18 protein-coding genes are annotated in these 19,285 nt (G+C 67.8%); 9 read left to right on the top strand and 9 right to left on the bottom strand.

All coding sequences use genetic code 11. From position 1 onward, the window contains the following. Positions 1 to 132 precede the first annotated feature (132 nt). A complete protein-coding gene (locus tag VIB55_RS17530) occupies positions 133 to 558 on the top strand; it encodes an NYN domain-containing protein (RefSeq protein ID WP_331877965.1) in 426 nt (141 codons plus the stop codon). 563 nt (positions 559 to 1,121) lie between these two features. Next, on the top strand, positions 1,122 to 1,745 hold the full coding sequence (locus tag VIB55_RS17525) for a thymidine kinase (protein ID WP_414681872.1): 624 nt from the start codon (positions 1,122 to 1,124) through the stop codon (positions 1,743 to 1,745). 114 nt (positions 1,746 to 1,859) lie between these two features. Here the strand turns inward: VIB55_RS17525 and VIB55_RS17520 are convergent, their stop codons facing one another. Beyond that, on the bottom strand, positions 1,860 to 2,435 hold the full coding sequence (locus VIB55_RS17520) for a pyridoxamine 5'-phosphate oxidase family protein (RefSeq protein ID WP_331877963.1): 576 nt from the start codon (positions 2,433 to 2,435) through the stop codon (positions 1,860 to 1,862). A gap of 153 nt (positions 2,436 to 2,588) precedes the next feature. On the opposite strand from VIB55_RS17520, the gene VIB55_RS17515 reads away from it, so the two are divergent. Continuing rightward, positions 2,589 to 3,473, top strand: coding sequence for a DMT family transporter (locus VIB55_RS17515; RefSeq protein WP_331877962.1), 885 nt, complete (start codon positions 2,589 to 2,591; stop codon positions 3,471 to 3,473). A 147-nt stretch (positions 3,474 to 3,620) separates the two neighbouring features. Here VIB55_RS17515 and VIB55_RS17510 read toward each other — a convergent pair whose 3' ends face one another. The 3 genes from VIB55_RS17510 to VIB55_RS17500 form a co-directional block, all read right to left on the bottom strand. Then, entirely contained in the window at positions 3,621 to 4,394 is a 774-nt protein-coding gene (locus VIB55_RS17510) for a TonB family protein (protein ID WP_331877961.1), read from the bottom strand. Between the two features lie 719 nt (positions 4,395 to 5,113). Beyond that, a complete protein-coding gene (locus VIB55_RS17505) occupies positions 5,114 to 5,410 on the bottom strand; it encodes a TfoX/Sxy family protein (RefSeq protein WP_331877960.1) in 297 nt (98 codons plus the stop codon). Between the two features lie 67 nt (positions 5,411 to 5,477). Further along, on the bottom strand, positions 5,478 to 6,152 hold the full coding sequence (locus VIB55_RS17500; RefSeq protein ID WP_331877959.1) for a uracil-DNA glycosylase: 675 nt from the start codon (positions 6,150 to 6,152) through the stop codon (positions 5,478 to 5,480). 215 nt (positions 6,153 to 6,367) lie between these two features. Here VIB55_RS17500 and VIB55_RS17495 point away from each other — a divergent pair, with 215 nt between their 5' ends. Then, complete coding sequence (locus tag VIB55_RS17495; protein ID WP_331877958.1) at positions 6,368 to 7,084, top strand: hypothetical protein; 717 nt, start codon at positions 6,368 to 6,370, stop codon at positions 7,082 to 7,084. Between the two features lie 552 nt (positions 7,085 to 7,636). Here VIB55_RS17495 and VIB55_RS17490 read toward each other — a convergent pair. Next, entirely contained in the window at positions 7,637 to 7,930 is a 294-nt protein-coding gene (locus VIB55_RS17490; RefSeq protein WP_331877957.1) for a hypothetical protein, read from the bottom strand. Positions 7,931 to 8,180: 250 nt separating this feature from the next. Here VIB55_RS17490 and abc-f point away from each other — a divergent pair, with 250 nt between their 5' ends. Beyond that, positions 8,181 to 10,094, top strand: a complete 1,914-nt coding sequence (gene abc-f / locus VIB55_RS17485) for a ribosomal protection-like ABC-F family protein (RefSeq protein WP_331877956.1) — start codon at positions 8,181 to 8,183, stop codon at positions 10,092 to 10,094. Positions 10,095 to 10,145: 51 nt separating this feature from the next. Here abc-f and VIB55_RS17480 read toward each other — a convergent pair whose 3' ends face one another. Both VIB55_RS17480 and VIB55_RS17475 read right to left on the bottom strand, forming a co-directional pair. Further along, positions 10,146 to 10,820: a hypothetical protein gene (locus VIB55_RS17480; protein WP_331877955.1), complete on the bottom strand. Its 675-nt coding sequence runs from the start codon at positions 10,818 to 10,820 to the stop codon at positions 10,146 to 10,148. 294 nt (positions 10,821 to 11,114) lie between these two features. After that, positions 11,115 to 11,609, bottom strand: coding sequence for a hypothetical protein (locus tag VIB55_RS17475; RefSeq protein WP_331877954.1), 495 nt, complete (start codon positions 11,607 to 11,609; stop codon positions 11,115 to 11,117). Positions 11,610 to 12,299: 690 nt separating this feature from the next. On the opposite strand from VIB55_RS17475, the gene VIB55_RS17470 reads away from it, so the two are divergent. Beyond that, positions 12,300 to 12,545, top strand: coding sequence for a hypothetical protein (locus VIB55_RS17470; protein ID WP_331877953.1), 246 nt, complete (start codon positions 12,300 to 12,302; stop codon positions 12,543 to 12,545). A 169-nt stretch (positions 12,546 to 12,714) separates the two neighbouring features. Beyond that, positions 12,715 to 13,152, top strand: coding sequence for a hypothetical protein (locus VIB55_RS17465; protein ID WP_331877952.1), 438 nt, complete (start codon positions 12,715 to 12,717; stop codon positions 13,150 to 13,152). Positions 13,153 to 13,227: 75 nt separating this feature from the next. Here the strand turns inward: VIB55_RS17465 and VIB55_RS17460 are convergent, their stop codons facing one another. Together VIB55_RS17460 and VIB55_RS17455 are read right to left on the bottom strand one after the other, a co-directional pair. Then, on the bottom strand, positions 13,228 to 14,121 hold the full coding sequence (locus VIB55_RS17460; protein WP_349263048.1) for an NAD(P)/FAD-dependent oxidoreductase: 894 nt from the start codon (positions 14,119 to 14,121) through the stop codon (positions 13,228 to 13,230). Next, complete coding sequence (locus VIB55_RS17455; RefSeq protein ID WP_331877950.1) at positions 14,111 to 14,575, bottom strand: Rrf2 family transcriptional regulator; 465 nt, start codon at positions 14,573 to 14,575, stop codon at positions 14,111 to 14,113. Before VIB55_RS17455 ends, VIB55_RS17460 begins: the two co-directional genes overlap by 11 nt. A gap of 123 nt (positions 14,576 to 14,698) precedes the next feature. On the opposite strand from VIB55_RS17455, the gene VIB55_RS17450 reads away from it, so the two are divergent. Together VIB55_RS17450 and VIB55_RS17445 are read left to right on the top strand one after the other, a co-directional pair. Next, positions 14,699 to 15,412 (top strand): hypothetical protein, encoded by a 714-nt coding sequence (locus VIB55_RS17450; protein WP_331877949.1) that lies wholly within the window; start codon positions 14,699 to 14,701, stop codon positions 15,410 to 15,412. 389 nt (positions 15,413 to 15,801) lie between these two features. After that, positions 15,802 to 19,285: lantibiotic dehydratase (locus VIB55_RS17445; RefSeq protein ID WP_331877948.1), on the top strand; the 3,484-nt coding region annotated here is incomplete at its 3' end.

The raw sequence follows: 19,285 nt of genomic DNA, 5'->3' as shown, positions 1-19,285 counted from the left end.
GGCTGATGCCCCGCGCGGGTTCGCCCGGCAAAGGCCGGCCTCCTTCGCGGGGGGCCGGCCTTTCGCGTACGCCTGTTGCATTGCCCCGGTGACCGTCGTTGCCGTGGCTCCCGTCTTTCCCTGGTTTCTGAAATGCCGGACGATCCGAAAGAAGAAGGCCGCGCGGAGCGGGTGACCGTGCTGATCGATGCGAGCAACGTGGCGCACTCCACCGAGGGCGAGCACCCCCGGCTGGAGAACATCGCCATCGTGGTGCGCAAGCTCCGGGAAGAGGGGTACGAGCCCGTGGTGATGGCCGACGCCGCGCTCCGGCACCAGATCGACGACCGCGAGGGGTACGAGCGGCGGCTAGACGAGGGGAAGATCCGCCAGGCCCCCGCGGGCACCGACGCCGACTACTTCATCCTGGCGTTCGCGCGCGAGCTGGATGCGCTGATCGTGAGCAACGACCGGTTCCGCGACCGCGCCGAGGCCTTTCCCGAGGCCCACGAGCGGATGATCCGCTACATGATCGTCGCCGACGAGGTGGTCTTCGAGCGCCGCAACAAGCCGCGCTGAGGGGCCTCACCCGGCCCGGCTTCCCGATCGGGATGCACACCGACGCTCGGCGTGCCCCGATTGTCATCCAGAGGCCCAGGCGGCCGTACCAGCCCTCGGCACACCCCGTGCGGGCCGAAGGATCTTGCCGAGGGCACGAACGAGCTGGGGCGCGGCAGCGGTCACGGACGCAGAGGCCTCGGCTTCTGTCCCGGCGGTTGAAACCGCAGCTGGCAAATCACGAAGTCCGCCTGCGCGGACTGCAAGGGCCAGCCGAGTGCGCGCAGGCCGCCGACGAGCACCGGGCTGGCTCCCTTCCCCCGCGCGGTTTGCGGGGGAAGGGCTGGGGATGGGGGGCGCCGGGGGCATGCGCCACATCCAACCTGGTCCAGGATGGAGTTCTCCGCGCTCGTATCCGCCGCTTGTCCGCACCGCTCATGGCGGGTAGGTTTCTGTCAGCCGCCCGCCCGGCGCGGCGCCCACGCAGGGTTCCCATCCAGAAGTCCCAACGCAGCACTCACTTGAGAGACATCGCGCTTTACCACGGCGACGGCCACGGCTGGATCGAGGTCATCACCGGGGTGATGTTCAGCGGCAAGAGCGAGGAACTGATCCGGCGCGTCCGCCGGGCCCTGATCGCGCGGCGCCGTGTGCAGGTGTTCAAGTCGGCCCTCGACGACCGCTACGCCGGCGTGCGCACCATCAGCTCGCACGCGGGCTCGGGGGTGGAGGCCGTGCCCGTGCGCTCGTCGCTGGAGGTGGCCGCGCAGGTGATGCCCGGCGTGCAGGTGGTGGCCATCGACGAGGTGCAGTTCCTGGACGAGGGCATCGTCGACGTGATCAGCGTGCTGGCCGACCGCGGCGTGCGGGTGATCGTGGCGGGGATCGACATGGACTTCCGCGGCGAGCCGTTCGGCCCCATGCCGCGGGTGCTCACGGTGGCGGAAACTGTGGACAAGCTTCACGCCATCTGCGTGCTGTGCGGCAACGCGGCCACCCGCAACCAGCGCCTGGTGGATGGCGAGCCCGCGCCGTACGAGGGGCCCACCATCCAGGTGGGCGGCCACGAGGCGTACGAGGCGCGCTGCCGGGGCTGCCACGAGGTGCCCAGCGCCCAGCGCTACCAGACGTCGCTGCTGGACCTGCTGGAAAGCACGCCCGCCGACCCGGTGATCCTCACCCACGAAAGCCTGCAGCGGCGCGCCTGATCATCAGTGCGGACAGCAGAAGCGGCCCCGGCGCACATGCGCCGGGGCCGCTTTCTTCCGGCGAGGGAATCAGCTGCCGGTGCCGCCGAGCGCCGCTTTCTTCGGGCGAGGGAATCAGCTGCCGGAGCCGCCGTGCATCTCGTGCCCGCTGACGACGTGTGTTTCGCCGACGTTCGGCTGCTGGCCGGTGAGGATGCCCTTTACCACCTCGAACAGCACCACCGGGCGCGGCGTGTTGCTCACCATGTAGACCACGGTGTCGGCGTCCACGGCGATCAGCGCCAGGCGCGGGTCGTCGGGCCCGCCGTCGCGGCCCGGGCCATCGTCCGGGAACCACGCCTTCCAGTCGGGCTTGTACAGGTCGTGGATCTTGGCCCGGTCCGTCACCACCCGCGCGCGCCCGCTCACCGACACCCACTCGCGCGTGCGGTCGCGGTAGAACGACAGGTTCACGTGCGGGTCGGCTTCCAGCTCGTCCATCTTGTGCGTCTCGCCGTCGGTCACGAACCACAGGTCCGCGCCCTCCTGCCGACCCTGCACCTGCATGGGGCGGGACACGAGATTTCCATCCGGGCGGCGCGTGGTGAACATGGCGACCGAGATCCCGTCGATCAGTCCGAACAGCTGGTCGAGCTTCTTTTCCGTCGGCGCGGGCGTGGCATCGTGCGGCCCGCTGCTGTATTCCGCCATCGTCAACGATCCCTGTAGCAGGTTTGGTGAAGGTTTGGGTGGAACGCCGCCTGCGCAGGCCGCGTGCCGGGCATCCGGCACCTTGCCGGCCCGGGGGGCGCAGGGGCATCCTTCCCGCGAATTCGCCCCGTTCCCGACACCGACGACTTGCTCTTGGCTCCCGCAACCTCGCACCGCCTGCAGCTGCTGGGTGCCGCCCTCCTGTTCTCGACGGGCGGGGCCGCGATCAAGGCCACCACCCTCACTTCGTGGCAGGTGGCGGGCTTTCGCTCGCTGATCGCGGGCATCGCCATCGCCCTGCTGGTGCCCGCCGCCCGGCGCGGGTGGACGTGGCACGTGCTGCCGGTGGGCATCCTGTACGCGTCGACGCTGGTGCTGTTCGTGACGGCCAACAAGCTGACCACGTCGGCGAACGCCATCTTCCTGCAGTCCACCGCACCGCTGTACATGCTGCTCTTTGGGCCGCTGCTCTTGAAGGAGCACGTGCGCCGGCGCGACCTGGCGTTCATGGCCCCCGTGGCGCTTGGGATGCTGCTGTTCTTCGTGGGCACCGACACGCCCGCCCACACGGCGCCGGACCCCGCCCGCGGCAACGTGCTGGCCCTGCTGAGCGGACTGACGTGGGCGCTGACGCTGATCGGGCTGCGGTGGATGGGGAACCGCGCGGGCGGCGAGGGCTCGGCACTGCCCACCGTCGTGGCGGGAAACTTCATCGCCTTCGCCGCGTGCCTGCCGGCGGCGCTGCCGGTGACCGGCGCGGGAACGGGCGACTGGCTGGCGGTGGGATACCTGGGTGTGTTCCAGATCGGCGCGGCGTACCTGCTGCTGACTGCTGGAATCCGCCACGTCCCGGCGCTGGAAGCGTCGGTGCTGCTGCTGCTGGAGCCGGCCCTCAACCCCATCTGGGCCTGGCTGTCGCACGGCGAGCGGCCGGGCGCGTGGCCCATCATGGGTGGCGTGCTGATCCTGGGGGCCACGCTGCTGAGGACGCTGGTGGATGCGCGGGCGGAGCGACGGGATCAGCCGCCGGCGGTGTGAGTGGGGGAGTGTTGAAGAGCGTGAGTGCGAAAGTGCGAAAGTGCGAAAGTGCGAAAGTGCGAAAGTGCGAAAGTGCGAAAGTGCGAAACGCAGTGAGGGGCCCCGGATGAGTTCCGGGGCCCCTCGTGTTTCCGGTGCGGCGGCTGCTCAGTCGCTGGTGGTCCAGACGACGGGGATGGCCACCTTCACCGGCACCACCATTCCGGCGATTTTGGCGGGGCGGAAGCGGAACCGCTCGGCGGCACGCAGCGTAGCGGTCTCGAAGCCCGGGTGCGACGTCTCGATCACCTTGGCCGACCCCGGCCGCACACGCCCGTCCTCGTCCACGATGACCTCGACCAGCGCGCGGCCGCTGACCCGCGCATCCCGCAGCTGCGGCGGATAGTGGCGTTCCATCAGGCGGGCCAGCCCGTTGCGTTCCAGCGAGGGCAGCTCGTCCACGTCGCCCTCACCCGGAACCCAGTCCGCCGGCTTTACCGGCGTGCCCGGGTCGGTGTTGCCCGTGGGTGGGCGGACGTCTCCCGGATCCGGCGTGCCGATCACGTCGCCGGGTTTGCCGATGCCCGTCACCATATGGGGCGTGATCGGCGTTTCGTCCGCTCGCGGAGGGCTGATGACCGTCGGAACGTCCGTGGGCGGCTGCAGCACCACCGTCTCGCCCACCACCGGCGCATCGGCCGCGGGCTCATCCGGCGTGTCCGGGGCGGGCGGGGGCGGATCTACGGTGGGCTTTTCGATCGCCTTCTCCGGAACGTCCGGAATGTCGATGATGCCGTCGAGCACGACCTTGGTCCGCTCCGGCTCGCCCGAGGCTGCGTACATCACCCCGCCGAAGATGGCGACGTGGGCGGCGGCCGAGACGGCCAGGAACAGGGGGCTGATCGCCCGGCGCTTCTTTTCCCGAACCAGGATCTGGAACATGCGGCACCTCCTGCGCGTGGAGCGGTGGGCCTCTCGGCCGATGGTTGCGGGGGGCGGGGCGATGTGTCGGCGCCTATGCCGTCGTACGTCGCCGCCGGGCGGGAGTTCCATCCCCGCTCCGTGCCCTTCCACATACGCAACGAACGATCGTTCGCCATTCTGACCAACGTACGCACGCGAGGCTCGCACTCCACACCTGCCGAAGCGCATCTGTCATCCCGATGGAGCGGCCCCGGCGAACCTGCCCCTACACCGCAGACCGCAGCGACTGAGGGATCCGCCACACAGTGCTCCGATTGCCTCCACGACTGCTCGCGACCAAGCCTTCGGCGTTCCTTCGCCAGCCCCGAAGAACACAGCCCAGCCGCGGTGATTCCCGCGGGGATGAGGCGGCTCGCGGACTGGATGGCGGATCCCTCAGTCGCTGCGATCGATGGTGCATGGGCGGGTGGGGCGTGGCCGCTCCGTCGGGATGACAGAACGCCGTGCACCTGCCGAAGCGCAATCGAATTCTCCCCTCTCCCGCTTGCGGGAGAGGGGCCGGGGGTGAGGGCAGCCGGGGAGTGCGCCGGAGCCATCGACCCACACTCAGCCCGCCGGGGTGCCAGCCCACGCCGCGGCCGCTGGGGACGCGCACCGGGCTGGCTCCCTTCCCCCGCGCAGTTTGCGGGGGAAGGGCTGGGGATGGGGGGCGCCGCGGTATGCGCCAAGGCCTGGCCTCACCCGCTCCCGCCGTCCTCTTCCCCCTCCTCCTGATCGCCCGCGAGCAGCGCCCACGCATCCCACGGCGCCTCGAGTTCCGCCTTCAGCCGCGCCTTCGTCTCCGGCGGAAGATCCATCCAGTGCACGTCCGTCAGTGCGGCTTCGATGGCCCACACCAGGTTCAGGCTGGGCCGGTGGCCGCGTAGCGCCAGCAGGCGGTACGCGTTCACCGCTCCCAACTCGCGCAACTCGGCCGCGGTGTGCACGCCGATGGCGTTCAGCACCCGCTCGCAGTAGGGTCCCAGATTGCGCATGCGCCCAACTTCCGACATCGCGCGTCGTGCCGGCATTTCGTCGATCGGGTGTGATTCGGGACGATGATCAGCTGTCGGAGATGCACCAGTCCACCGGCGTCTTTCCGGCGCGCTGCAGCTCGCGGTTGATGATGGTGAACGGCGTGCTTCCGAAAAAGCCCCGCTTGGCGGAAAGCGGCGATGGGTGCGCGGACTTGTGGACGTAGTGCGGCGCGCCGATCAGCGACTCCTTCTTGGCTGCGTACCCGCCCCACAGCACGAACACGACGGGATCTTCACGAGCCGCCACCGCGCGGATGACCGCATCCGTGAACGTTTCCCAGCCCTTGCCCTTGTGCGAGTTGGGCTCGCCCTCGCGCACCGTCAGCACGGCGTTCAGCAGGAGCACGCCCTGCTCGGCCCAGGGTACCAGATAGCCGTTGCGGGGCGCGGGGCACCCCATCTCGGCCTTCAGTTCCTTGAAGATGTTGGCCAGCGACGGGGGAGGGCGCACACCGGGAAGGACCGAGAACGCCAGCCCGTGCGCCTGGCCGGCTCCGTGGTACGGGTCCTGTCCCAGGATCAGCACCTTCACCGCGTCGTACGGCGTCAGCTCCAGCGCGGTGAACTCCTTGCCTTCCGGCGGGAAGACGGTCGCGCGGCTTCGCTCCTCATCCACGAACGCGCGCAGCTTCTGGAAGTAGGGCTTTTCCAGCTCGGCTGCCAAGGGGGACTGCCACGACGGCGGAAGCGTCGGATTCATCGGCCGGATCTCGGGATTGAGGCGCGGAAGTGAACGGCGTGCACTCCGTCGGCAGGATGCAATCGTGAGGCCGGAGCTGGGTTCATCGCGATTCTGGACGTTCAGGCACTCCGCATGCAATTTGGGAGATATCCCCGGCGCCGGGGCGGCCCGCGTGGAACTTGTGGGGCCGCCGGGCAGTACGGCGAAGACAACACGTTTCGCTGGAGGCATGGATGATCAGGCCCAACGTACGAGCATCGTTCGGCAGGCGCGAGGCGGAATTGCTCACCTCGCTGGTCGGTCCGGGTGGGGAGGAACGGCTGCGCGAGCAGGGGCTGGATGCGCTGCTGGACGACGCGGGTGTGCTGCGCGCGCTGGTGCGCAGCGAGGGCGTGAGCGCGGTCCCGGCTCCGCTGCTGTTCTACGTGATGGTGCGCCACGCGCTCATGCAGCGCGAAATCCAGGACCGGCAGCTGGCGGACTACACCGCCGCGGTGCTGCTGGAGTTCGCCATGGCAGGCAAGGCGCACCGCGTGGATGGGGGTGAGGGCGAGCCCTTCTTCTACCTGACCGACATCCTGGGCGCGCTGGAGCGGGCGCGGGGCGAGCGCGAGTTTTTGCTGCGGGTGCACCTGGGCAATTTCGCCCTGTGGCTGGGGGGCGTGTTTCCCGACTACATCGCGCACCGGGTGCAGCGCCGCGGCGCGCCGCCCATGTCGTACTACGACGAGATGGGCGCGGCCGGGTTCCGGATGGCGGCGGGGAGCGACCTGGCCCTGCGCCACGGCGTGGGCGACCTGTTCCTGCGCGCGGCCGACCGCTTCCGCGACGTGCGCTCGGCGCTCAACTCGCTGTCGGACACGCTGTTCTTTCCGCAGTCGCAGGACGCCATCGAGAGGCTGCTGCGCCAGGTGAGCGACGACTTCCAGCGGCAGAGCGGCTGGCGCTGAGGCCCCTCCCCCGGCCCCTCCCCGCACAAACTGCGTGCGGAGAGGGGGGAACTTCGATCGTGGCTTCGGCTGGGTTCCGGGACGCCCGCGGGCACCCCCCATCCCCAGCCCTCCCCCGCAAACTGCGCGGGGGAAGGGAGCCAGTGTGGTGCGCGTCGCACGCCTGATGTCATCCCGACGGAGCGGCCAAGCCACACTTGCCTCTGCTCCAGCGACCGCAGCGACCGAGGGATCCGCCACACACGATGCGAGGTGCACCGACCCTCGCCCTGCGCCGACGCCATGGTCCCTTCCGGCGCGACACGCCCAACAGGGAAGTGGCCTCGGTGCTGCCCGCGGTTCGACGCGCCACCGTGGCTGTGTGGCGGATCCCTCGTCGCTGCCATCTTCGGCGTACGGGCAGGTTCGGTGGGGCCGCTTCCTCGGGATGACAGGTGCACTTCGGCAGGTGTGGAGTGCGTGCTGATGAAGTCCCAGGCGGGACGCGAAAGCGGCCCGCGTCGGGGCTTTTCGTGTTCGCAGCGGCCGGCCCACCCGCTCACGCGAGGCGCTTCAGGATGACAGGTGGTGTGCTATCACAGAGTTGGACGGTACCACGTCGGCGTCGGAGGTGCGCGTCAGGCCTTCCCATCCGCAGCGCGGGCACCAGCGGCGCTGAAGCTTGCCCATCAGCAGCTTCTGCAGCATGCGGCCACCCATCCCCATCCGCACGGAAAGCGTCTCCGCGTCGCATTCGTCGCAGGTGCGCTCCGAGGGAAAGATCAGGTAGCACATCGTGATCGCAAGCAGCAGCTTGGAGATGAACGCGACGAAGATGAAGAACATCCACAGAAGCATCGGGACCACGCGTGTCGGGGGACGGGTTGGCACCGGGATGCGCATCCCTCGTGCCCGTCGGATGTTCCCGTACGCCCGTGCTCACCCGCAGTTCCGTTGAACAACGGGAATCACGCGGAGGCGCGGAGGTCGCGGAGAACTGCGGAGGTTTTCTCCGTTTCCTCCGCGTTCTCCGCGCCTCCGCGTGAGGCCTTCTGTTTTCCGCGGTGTACTCGTAGGTTGCCGCGCGCATCTTTCAGTCAACGCACGTAAATCGGAAATGAACGTCCTCAACGTCCAGAGTCTCAAGAAGAGCTACGGCACCCGCGTCGTTTTCGACGGCGTTTCGTTCGCGGTGGACGAGGGCGAAAAGGTGGGCTTCATCGGCGTCAACGGGTCGGGGAAGAGCACCCTGTTCCGCATCGTCGCCGGGCTCGAGGGCCACGAGGGCGGCACGCTCGCCTTCCAGCGGGGGATTCGCGCCGGCTACCTCTCGCAGGAGCCGGAGTTCGACGAGGGCGCCACCATCCTCTCCGCGGTCGCGGGCGGCAAGCCGGAACTGCTGGACGCCATTGGCGAGTACCACGCGGTGGCGCAGGCGCTCACGGCGGGGGAGGGCGATGTCGACCGGCTGCTGGCGCTGCAGGAGCGCGCGGCGGGGCGCATCGACGCGCTCGGCGGGTGGGATTACGAGCACCGGATGGAGGCCATCCTCACCAAGCTCGACGTGGCGCACTGGGAGCGGCCGGTGGAGGGGCTGTCCGGCGGCGAGCGGAAGCGGGTGGCCCTGGCCCGTGTGCTTCTTCAGCAGCCGGAACTGCTGCTGCTGGACGAGCCCACCAACCACCTGGATGCCGACACCACGGCCTGGCTGGAGGAGCACCTGCAGGAGTATCCCGGCGCGGTGCTGCTGATCACCCACGATCGCTACTTCCTCGATCGCGTGGTCACGCGGATGCTGGAGGTGTCCACCGGCGAGCTTACGGGCTATCCCGGCGGCTACACGGAGTACCTGGAGGCAAAGGCCGAGCGGATGGAGCGCGCCTCGGTGGAGGAGGAAAAGCGCAAGAAGCTGATCGCGCAGGAGCTGGCGTGGGTGCGCCGCTCGCCGTCGGCGCGCACGGGAAAGCAGAAGGCGCGCATCGGTCGGTTGGGCGGGCTGGAGAAGGAGCAGAAGGAAAAGCGGGTGCCCAACCGCGACGCCGTGGAGATCAACCTGAACGAGGCGCCGCGCCTGGGGCGCACCGTGCTGAACCTGCACGGGATCGCCAAGTCGTTCGGCGAGCGGACGCTGATCCGCGGCTTCAGCGGCATGCTGCAGGCGGGCGAGCGCATCGGCATCATCGGGCCGAACGGGGCGGGGAAGACCACGCTGCTTCGCATCATCCTGGGGCAGGAGCCGCCCGATGCCGGCGAGGTGGAGGTGGGCAAGAACACGCGTTTCGCCTACTTCGACCAGCGCCGCGAAGAACTCAATCCAGAGCACACGATCTACGAGGCCGCCGCCGACAGCGACTGGGTGATGGTGGGCGGCCAGCGCACGCACCTGCGCAGCTACCTGGAAACGTTCCTGTTTCCGCCCGAGAAGCAGCGCCAGGTGGTGCGCTCACTCTCCGGCGGGGAGCGCAACCGGCTGCTGCTGGCCCGCCTGTTCCTGCTGGATGCCAACCTGCTCATCCTGGACGAGCCCACGAACGATCTGGACCTGGTGACGCTGCAGGTTCTGGAGTCCGTTCTGGCTGATTACGGCGGGTGCGTGCTGATGGTGACGCACGACCGCTTCTTTCTGGACAAGGTCGCGACGGGGCTGATCGTCTTCGAGGGCAACGGCGTGCTTCACCGGCACGAGGGCAACTACGACCTCTATCGCCGCCTGAAGGAGCAGAAGGAAGCCGAAGCCGCCACTGCCCAGACGACCGCGCGCAAGGCCGCGACGGCCTCCGCGCCTGCCAAGAAAGACGGGGGCGGGCGCAGGCTGAGCTACAAGGAAAAGAAGGAGCTGGATGGAATGGAGGCCGCCATCACCGCGGCTGAGGCGCGCAAGGAAGAGCTCGCCGCGCGCCTGGCCGATCCCGCGCTCTACGCTGGCCCCGCCGACGAGGTGGCGCGGGTGACGGCGGCATTCAAAGAGGCGGGTGAGGCGGTGGATGCGTTGTACGCGCGCTGGTCAGAGCTGGAGGAGGCTGGGGCGTGAGCACCACGGTCTTGGTTGTCGGCGGCACGCGCTCGTTGTCTGACGCTGTCGCTACTTGGCGATAACAGGCTTGTGCAGCACCGAATAGCGTGCCCGCTCGCGGCGGCGCGTGCCAAACATGATCTCTTGCAGAAGACGGGACGCCCTCACTTCGTCGATGAGCAACGCAGTGAACTGTTCGAATTCCTCCATGGTCGGCTCGAGCCCCTGCCACGAGATCATGAAGTCGAAGTGAGCCCCGTGGCGGAAGAGTCGTCCAGGCAACGGCTGTTTGCCCCGGTAGCCAAGGAAAATCCCGTACCGAAGGTATGGGTGGACGTGCTTGTGGGTTGCTGCCTTTTGGCTGTACGTGATTGCATCGTGAGTTGTAACGCTGCGCATTTTTGCTTCAATCACCACTCTGGGCGTCCAGTCATTGCCAGCGCGCTCTACAATTAAGAGATCAGTTTCATACAGCATGCCGAATTGTTCTAGCGGCTCTGCCTCACGATATCGTAAAACTTCGCGACTGTACGCCAACCGATAGCCATCCCGTAGCTCAAGCGTTGGATCAGCCGCTTGAAGACTCCTTTGCAGCCCCGGAACCAGCTTGCCGACCCACTCTCGTTCCCGAACAGATCCTTTGGCAGAGTGCGGAGTTTCGGCTTCAAGATGTCTTTGATCTGTCATGGCCAAGTTGCGGTCAGCCGGCCTGAATAGACGCACATCGTGCTCGGTCTCGCGCATCGTCCAACCATCTTTGCGAAGTGCATTCCGCAGTTGACGCGTGTTACCAGTTGGATCGACGGACCTGGGAAGTTCCTCCGGGTTCTGCCGAAGCCACCTCTTCATCGGGTGAAGTTCATACTCACCGTTCGGCTGCGGGATCGCGACAAAGTGCTGCATAGAATACACGTTCGGCTGAGTGGTGCCACGGTGTGGCGAACTCCGGTGGACCTGATCCAAAGTTTCTGTAAGTCGCCCGGAATCCACGACGATCCGAGATCGCGCCGGTAAACTCCGTCGGGGCGGTATCCCTAGTCAGGCACGCAACCAGCGCTCTATCAGTTCAGAAGACTCTGCGCTCGAGCTTCGGAGCGGGGTGATCGTCGCTGTCATGGTGATTGGCTCCCACGCCTTGGCGTTCGTCACAAAATCGCCGTAGTAGCGTACATCATCAACCGATCTGAAGTGCCGGAACCAGACCCCAAGCTCGGGGACTGCAGACCGGATGTAATTGTACTCCCCACAAACCCGCACCAAAGCAAATGGAAAGTGATGGGCGAAGAGCAACACTCGATCGTTGATCTTCATTTCGTGCGCAAACGCCCGGTAATGTCGCTGATGGGGAGGAATAGCGTCTTGCGGCGTGGTGAGTAGATCGCCGACAGCTCCAGCGAAATCCAAACCAATGTAGCCTGCTGATAAGCTCTCGACCGTACGTCGGATTGCACCACTCGAATCTTCCGGGTGAAGCTGCATTCGCCAGTATGTCGCCTCAGGTCCTCTTTGCGTGCGAAGAAACAGGTCGATCAATGTCAGTTAGTAGGACGCGTTCACCGTGAACTGATAATCAGCCGTGCTCCACGAATGTGTCTCAGCGAATTGATCAAGAACACGTTGAGTGTACGTGAACGTGTGACCCCTCGGCGTGCGACTTGACTCGGGCGTGAATTCAAGGCCGTGGTCGAGCACGCGGACACTAAACCGCCTCGTCCTGCCCGCGTTTTGATTACCTCACCTTCGAGTGTACGCACGAAGGCCACAAACTGATCCAATGGTATCGAAGTCATGGCAACTCGGATTTGAAAGAGTGAGGAATGGACATTGGCGTGCCCGCTACGACGCTCGATTGACTTCGCGGAGCCGAGCTACCTGTTTCAGTAATTGATTCGCACGTCGCTCCAACCCATCAGCGAGTTGCGCGACGCTTTCTGGCTGCGGCGTGCGCGTACCGGCCAGCCACGTGATCAACGTCGCACGGCTCAGGTGAGCATCTTGGGCGACGAGGGTACGCGGTAGCCCACTTTCCTCAATCACCTCACGCACTACGGTCGCGATCTTCTCCGGCTCGGCCAAGTGGCACCTTGAAAATAATCAGATCTGTTGACAGTAGGTAGTATTCACAGTAGAATACTCCTCAGGAAAGTGGCGCTCGACCGCAGCGCCGCTCGTGGATTGTAGGCGCCCCACGTACAGGGCGCAAACGGAAGAGGGGAGGATTGGATGCGCGCCAAGATTGCCAACGGGGAGCAGACCTCGCCCGCCCGCTCGCTGGAGATGCTGATGGACAAGTTCGGGGCATTCGAGTCCATCGCGTACTCCAGCCTCAAGCTCGCCCGCGCGGTGCCGGACGAGGCGCCGCCGATGGACCCGCTCGTGGCCGAGGCCGTCCTGGAGTTCGCCGACGACCTGCGCGACGCTGCCGAGGCCGCGACCGCGTGGGTGCGGCCCCACAACGCGTTCTCGTAGTGGGCACCCGCCGATCTGCCGAACGCCGTCGCCCTTGATCACGGGGGGCGGGGTAGAATTGGGAGTAGCCGTTACGTCCTCGGCCGCTTCCCTTACGAACGACGCTCGGGCTAGTCTAGGGGCGGCGACCGCCCCCGCCGCCCCGTCCAACGCCCCGCCTCCAGTTCAGGTGCTGACCACGATGCGTTTTGCCCTTTCCACGATCGCCGTTGCCCTGGTTGCCGCCTGCGGATCCCGCGACGCAGACTATGGCCCCCAGTGGTACCCAATCCACGCGAATATCATGGAGGTATCGGAGTTCGCGGTGGACACGAGCTCCATCAGGCCCCCGGCAGACGGCTCCGAGCCATACACCCGGGTGCGCGTGAAGATGATCTTCGACCCTCCCCAGTCGGATGGCGAGGGTGTCTACGATGAAATCATCCTCGACATGCTCCTCAACTGCAGGGGCGGCGAATCACGCCCACATTCGCTTGTGTACATCAACGATCGCAAGCGCGTCAGGGAGGTGGGGCCGGATCATCCGGAAGCTCAAACCTTCCGATGGAGACCGTTCCTCACCGAGCCACACATGCAGCCGGTCGCGGACATCGCCTGCGCGGAGTAGGAGACGCACAGAGCGCCGGTGCCATGACCGTCGACCGGGCAGCGGGCAGATGCGTGGCACGTCGCTCACGCCTGCTCAGAAAACCAGCGATTTGTGCACCGCCACGCCGGCCGTGACACCATCGGAGGTCGCCCATGTCACGTTGTGGGCGGCGCGCGTGATGTCACCCGCGGCGTAGACACCCGGTACGGTGGTCATCTTCATGTCATCCGTCCGGACGATGGCGCCGAACGGCCCGTCGTGCAGTTCGCACCCCAGTTGCTGCGCGATTTCGCTGTTCAGCCGGGTGCGCGGACCGATGTAGAGAGCAGCGATCACCGCCGTGCGTCCATCCGCCAGTTCAATGGAAGACAGCTGCGTGCCGTCGCCATGCAGCGCCGTCACCGCGGCTGGTTCGATGGAAATCCCCCGCTCCCGCAGCTTCGAGAGGGCTTCGGCATCCGGCTCCGGACCGCCGTTCAGGTAGAACGTCGTCGGGCCCCACTCCGAGATCAGCTGCGCCTGCTGGATGGACATCGGCGAGACGTTCAGCACGCCCAACTGCTGGCCGCTGAACTCGTAGCCATGGCAGTACGGGCAGTGGATCACGGAATTGCCCCAGCGCTCAGCAAGCCCCGGGATGGCAGGCAGCTCGTCCGAGATGCCGAATGCCAGCACCAGCCGCCGGCTTTCGAGCACGTTTCCCGTCTCCAGCGTGACGGCGAATCCATCCGACTCCCCCGCCGCGCTGACCGCCGCCCCGCCGATGAACGTGACGGTGGGATAGGCCGCGACCTGCGATCGCGCGGTGGCGAGCATCGCGCCCGGCGCGGCGCCGTCCTGGCCGAAGAACCCGTGGGAATGCGCAGCGAAGCGGTTGCGGGGCAATCCCGTATCGATGATGCAGACCGATCGCCGCCCCCGCGCCAGGTACATGGCCGCGGAGAGCCCGGCGAAGCTGCCGCCGATGATGATGGCGTCATGAGGCATGTGCATCCTCCAGGTCGTGAGAACCGCCACGCGCGGCGAGGCGGTCGTGGAAGTCGGCGCTCAGCATGGCCAGCGTGACCTCGCCCAGGCGCGAAAGCAGCAGCGCCTCCGCATCGTGGAACGCCTGGCTCAGTGTGGCATTCACCGCCTGCTCAACAAGACAGCCGGGCGCTTCCGTCCGATTGCCGATGGCGAGCAGCGAGGGGCAACCGAGCGCGGTATAGACGTCGCGCAGCGTGACCTCAGACAGGTCGCAGGCGAGTGTCCATCCACCGCCGTGGCCCTTTTCCGACCTCACGTATCCCTGCTCCCGCAGGCCCGCCATGATCCGGCGGATGACTACGGGATTGGTGTCCATGGCCGTCGCCAGGACCTCGGAGGTAACGGGGCCACCCTGCTCGGCCATGTGGAGCAGCACGTGGAGCACTCCGGACAATCGGCTGTCGCGTCTCATGTAACTGAATATGTTGCATGAACGGGCGCAGGTCAAGCCGGCTCCCGGAACCTGTCCCGATTCGCCCCGTCAGGCGTTCTCTCGCGAACTCGCCCCCGCCTCTCTACGAATCCAATCCATCGCATGTCTCGCACTCGCCGTTACGCCGCCCTCGCCCTGCTCGCCCTCGCGGCGGGATGCATCGTCCCTACCGGACCGGCCAAGTCCATCGCAACCGAGGTACAGGTGAGTACCCGCGGACGCGGCGCCGACTCGACTCACGTTCATGCGTTGTACATCCCGATCGACGGCGACCGCATCGCATTCCGCAGCGACACGCTCCGCGTGCAGAACGTGACCGGTACGCAGGCAGGGGGCCAGCGGCAATTCGCATTCTCGGCCACGGTGCCGCTCGACAGCGCCGCCGTCGCGGGCGGGCTCCGGGTGCGCCTTCCCGTGCCGGCGATTGGCGCCGTGCCGCATTCGGAGTTCACCCTGTACAGCGTGGCGCGGCGGGGCAGCCCCTCGGTGACGCTCCGCGGCGGGCAGGACCTTGTGATTCCTATCTTCCCCGGCTCGTCGGGAACGCTCGGGGTTCCGGAGTACGAGCGGTGGGAGGTGTCGTTCACGCGCGGAGGATCTGGCCTCACCATCTCCAGCCCGGGGCCTCTCTCGTCGACCATCGTGGTTCCGTGGGCCCTGATCCCCAAGGTGGGATCGGACACACTGCAGGTAAGGCTCTACTCCAATCGTTCCTTCCGCGTCGACGCGCCGCCCGCGACCGGCTCCCAACCGCGTCTGACCACGTGGATACGCGCCGACGCGCACCTGGAGTGGTCTGTGCCAATCGTTCCGTGATGGCCGCAGTTCAACGGGCAGCCAAGCGTGCGCCGCCCCCAGTCGAGACGCGTCGACCTCGCGGCCACGTTCCTGGTGACCGCTGCCGCGCCCGGGCTTGTAGGTGTCCGCGGCTGGATCCTTCGCCCCGCGTGGCGCGGTGTCCGGGCCGGTCCGGTGCGCATGGGGCTCAGGATGACAGAGTATGGCGAGAGGGCAGTCTAACGCGGCGCCCAGCGGAGTCCGAAACACCTGTCGTAAAGTTGGCGGCTCGCGTACTTGCGGGGCTCCGACAGGCGTAATTAGGTTCGCTGTGCAACCCCGGCTTCCGCGGCGGGCGCTCACGCCGGTATGGCCTGCCGATTCACGCCTCTTTCCACGCCGGCACTCCCGGCAAACCGGTCCGCGGGATGATGGAACCCTGGATGGACGAGCCCGCCGCCACCGCCGAGGCCCTGTTCCCGCGCTTCGTGTGCCGCGTGTCGGGCGCACCCGTCGACACGGTCGACACGCTGCGCGCCGAGCGCACCCTGTCGCTGCTGGACGAGCTGGCCGAGGTGGAGGCGCGCATCAGCGAGCGGCGCGAGGAAGTGTCGCAGATGCTGTTCGAGGCCATCGGCGCCACCACGGAAAAGCCGGTGCGCAACCGCCTGGTGGCCCTCAAGCGCGAGCTGTACAACGGCCGCGCCCCCGCCGCTCAGAAGGTGAACGACACGCTGGCCGCGCTGGACGAGGCGACGGGCGAGCAGGTGCGCGCCTTCGTCGCCGACCTGGAGCGTGCCCGCGAGCTGAACGCCACCATCGGCGCCGCGCACGACGAAGAAGTCACGGCCCTGCGCCGGCGCTTCCGCGAGCTGGTGCGCGACGGCGACTTCCGGAAGGGGCTGATGGTCTCCAGCCGCGCCCTCTACGGCAACCTGGGGCGCTACGACGCGGCGGCCGAGCGCGGCACGCTCAGCGGGCGCGACGAGAAGACGGAGCGCGGGCTGCTGCGCTACTACACGCGGATGGCCGCCAAGGCCACGCCCTTCGCCACCTTCTGCGCCGTGATCCCGGGCACCTTCGTCGAGGCCGGCGCGGACCAGGACGAGGGGCGGATGCGCTTCACCGGCGACCCGCGCGTCAAGCGCAGCTTCGTCCGCATCAACAAGTTCCTGTACGGCCTGCTCTTCGATCACCTGAAGACCCGCCCCACCGTGCGGCACCGGCTGGCGATCGAGCCCAATCCCACCCTTCGCAAGGAGGATGGCCGGCTGGTGTTCCTGACGGCCATCGACGGCCGCGAGGTCTTCCAGCGGATGGCGGAGAACGAGGTGCTGGACCTGATCGCCGAGCGCTGCGCCCAGGCCGGGCGCCCCACGCTGGGCGACCTGATCGGTGCGCTATCGGCGGATCCGGAGATCGACGCTACGCCGGAAGAGGCCGAGGCGTACCTGGACAAGCTGATCGAGATCGGGTTCCTGCGCTTCCACACGGGCATCCGCGAGCAGGACGCCGACTGGGACCTGCCCTTCCGCGAGCTGCTGGACCGCATCGACGACGAGCACGCCCGCCGCACGTCGCAGCTGCTGGGCGTGCTGCGCGAGCAGGTGGAAGCGTACGGCAACGCGCCGGTGGACGGGCGCGGCGCGCTGATCGACGAGATCCACGCGCTGATCGAAACCGCGCTGGTGGAGATGGAGATCAGCGGCCGGCTGCGCCGCGACATGCCGTTCTACGAGGACGCCACCGCCGCCGCGGGCGCCGAGATCGCCCTGACGCCCGGCGTACGACGCGCGTTCGGCGCCTGGGAAGAGTGGGCGCGGCTGACGTCCAGCCTGGGGTGGCCCCGCTCCGAGCAGGCCACCATGCGGCACTTCTACCAGACCTACTACGGCGACTCGCCGGGCGTGCCCCTGCTGCGGTTCTACGAGGAGTTCTACCGCGAGCACTTCAAGGCACACGTCGAGAAGGAAGCGAAGCAGCGCGGTGGCGCGCCCAGAGAGGCGCTGGGCAGATACGACGTGGGCAACCCGTTCGGGCTGGACGTCGTCCGCAGCCTCTCGGCCGCGCGTACGCAACTGGGCGAGGCCATCCGCGAGCGCTGGGCGGCCGATCCAAACGCCGATGTCATCGACCTGACCGCCGACGAGGTCCGGCAGGCGCTGGCGGGAGTGGAAACGGTCAGCGACGTGCCGCGTTCCATGGGCGCGTTCGGCCTGCTGGTGCCCGCGGAAGAGGAGGGCGGCGCGCCGCAGTTCGTGCTGCACGGCGCCAGCTACACGGCGGGGTACGGCAAGTATTTCTCGCGCTTCCTGTACATGCTCCCCGACGACGTGCAGGAAGACGTGCGGACGTGGAACGCGGCGCTGACGGACGACATGCTCGCCGAGATCTGCGGCGACGCGCAGTTCAACGCCAACCTGCACCCGCCGCTGATGCGCTGGGAAATCAGCTATCCCACCGGCGAGAGCGGCGCGACCGAGGCACAGCTCCCCAGCAGCGAGATCGTGGTGCAGCCCGACCCTGACGACCCGTACGCGCTGCGGCTGGCGCACGGGCCCACGGGGCGCCGGGTGATCCCGGTGGACCTGGGCTTCCTGAACCCGCGGATGCGCCCGCCGCTGTACCAGTTGCTGTCGCGCTTCACCCCGCCGGTGATGTTCGCCCCGACGGTACCCGAGTCGCACGCGCAGCCGGCACCCGCCGCCAAGGCCCGACCCGCCACCGTGGAAGGCCTGCAGGTGGCCCCCGCCGCGTTCGCGCAGGACGGAGGTGGCGCGGACACAGTGGACCAGGACGCGGATACCGTCGATCAGGGCGCCGACACGGTAGACCAGGGCGCGGACACGGTAGCCGCGGATCCGTTTGGCGCCGACACGGTCGATGGGGGAGCTGATACCGTCGACGGAGGCGCGGATACGGTCGCTGCGGATACAGTCGCCGCGGACACGGTCGATGGAGGAGCGGATACGGTGGCCGCAGGCGCGGATACGGTGGATGGCGGGGCGGACACCGTCGATGGAGGAGCGGACACGGTCGATGCAGGCGCAGATACGGTAGCCGCCGTAGCCGCCCCGACCGATGCTGCCCGCGGAAACGCGCAGCCGCAGCCGACGATCAGCTACCGCCCGCGGCTGACGTTCGGCGGCAGCCTGGTGCTGACGCGGCGCCGGTGGTCGGTGCCGGGGACGCTGCTTCCCCAGCGGCGCAGCGACGAGACCGCGGCCGAGTTCTTCGTGCGGATCAACCGGTGGCGGCGGGAGAGCGGGATTCCGGAGACGGGATACTTCCGCATCAACCCCCTGCCGGAGCCGCGCCCGACGCCCGCGGGCCAGCCCGCGCCCGCGCAGGCCGAGCCGCCGCCCGAAGTGGTGGACGAAATCCCGGGCTACCAAGGCGCCGCCGAGGCCGAAGCCGACGCCCAAGAGGCCGAGCACGACGCCGAGCCCGCCGCGGGTGAGGCAGGAGCGCCCGCGGCGGCGGGCGCGGATGGGACCGCCGCGCAGCGGCCGAAGCCCACGCAGGCGTCACGCGACTTCTACAAGCCGCAGTTCATGGATTTCGGCAACCCGCTGCTGGTGGCGATGCTGGGGCGCATCGGTGCGGGGCTCAAGCGGTTCCACGCTGTGTTCGAGGAGCGCCTGCCGAACCGCGATGGACTGCCGCGCCACGGCGACGACCGGTTCATCACGGAGCTGGTGGTGCAGCTCGCCTTCCCGGGCGGCACCGCCGCGGCCCCAGCCGAAGCCGCGTCCGAGCCGGCGCTGGCGGTGTCATCCTTCTATGAGCCACGGTGTCAAGCCTCTGGCGCCCAAAAGGATGTAGTTGACAACGGGATGGCTCTCCGGAGCCGTCCCCAAGGGTTTTGGACGGCTCCGGAGAGCCATCCCCATTTTCCTGCTCCTGCAATGT

Origin of the sequence: Longimicrobium sp., assembly GCF_036554565.1 — a bacterium.
GTDB lineage: Bacteria > Gemmatimonadota > Gemmatimonadetes > Longimicrobiales > Longimicrobiaceae > Longimicrobium.
The sequence above is the reverse complement of the archived record's forward strand: the minus strand, read 5'-3'. Positions and strand labels throughout refer to the sequence as shown.

Bases quoted from the DNA above. Each gene is read 5' to 3' on its own strand.
- VIB55_RS17530 (WP_331877965.1), top strand. From the start codon at position 133: ATGCCGGACGATCCGAAAGAAGAAGGCCGCGCGGAGCGGGTGACCGTG.
- VIB55_RS17525 (WP_414681872.1), top strand. From the start codon at position 1,122: ATGTTCAGCGGCAAGAGCGAGGAACTGATCCGGCGCGTCCGCCGGGCC.
- VIB55_RS17520 (WP_331877963.1), bottom strand. From the start codon at position 2,435: ATGGCGGAATACAGCAGCGGGCCGCACGATGCCACGCCCGCGCCGACG.
- VIB55_RS17510 (WP_331877961.1), bottom strand. From the start codon at position 4,394: ATGTTCCAGATCCTGGTTCGGGAAAAGAAGCGCCGGGCGATCAGCCCC.
- VIB55_RS17505 (WP_331877960.1), bottom strand. From the start codon at position 5,410: ATGCGCAATCTGGGACCCTACTGCGAGCGGGTGCTGAACGCCATCGGC.
- VIB55_RS17500 (WP_331877959.1), bottom strand. From the start codon at position 6,152: ATGAATCCGACGCTTCCGCCGTCGTGGCAGTCCCCCTTGGCAGCCGAG.
- VIB55_RS17495 (WP_331877958.1), top strand. From the start codon at position 6,368: ATGATCAGGCCCAACGTACGAGCATCGTTCGGCAGGCGCGAGGCGGAA.
- abc-f (WP_331877956.1), top strand. From the start codon at position 8,181: ATGAACGTCCTCAACGTCCAGAGTCTCAAGAAGAGCTACGGCACCCGC.
- VIB55_RS17480 (WP_331877955.1), bottom strand. From the start codon at position 10,820: ATGCGCGAGACCGAGCACGATGTGCGTCTATTCAGGCCGGCTGACCGC.
- VIB55_RS17470 (WP_331877953.1), top strand. From the start codon at position 12,300: ATGCGCGCCAAGATTGCCAACGGGGAGCAGACCTCGCCCGCCCGCTCG.
- VIB55_RS17460 (WP_349263048.1), bottom strand. From the start codon at position 14,121: ATGCCTCATGACGCCATCATCATCGGCGGCAGCTTCGCCGGGCTCTCC.
- VIB55_RS17455 (WP_331877950.1), bottom strand. From the start codon at position 14,575: ATGAGACGCGACAGCCGATTGTCCGGAGTGCTCCACGTGCTGCTCCAC.
- VIB55_RS17450 (WP_331877949.1), top strand. From the start codon at position 14,699: ATGTCTCGCACTCGCCGTTACGCCGCCCTCGCCCTGCTCGCCCTCGCG.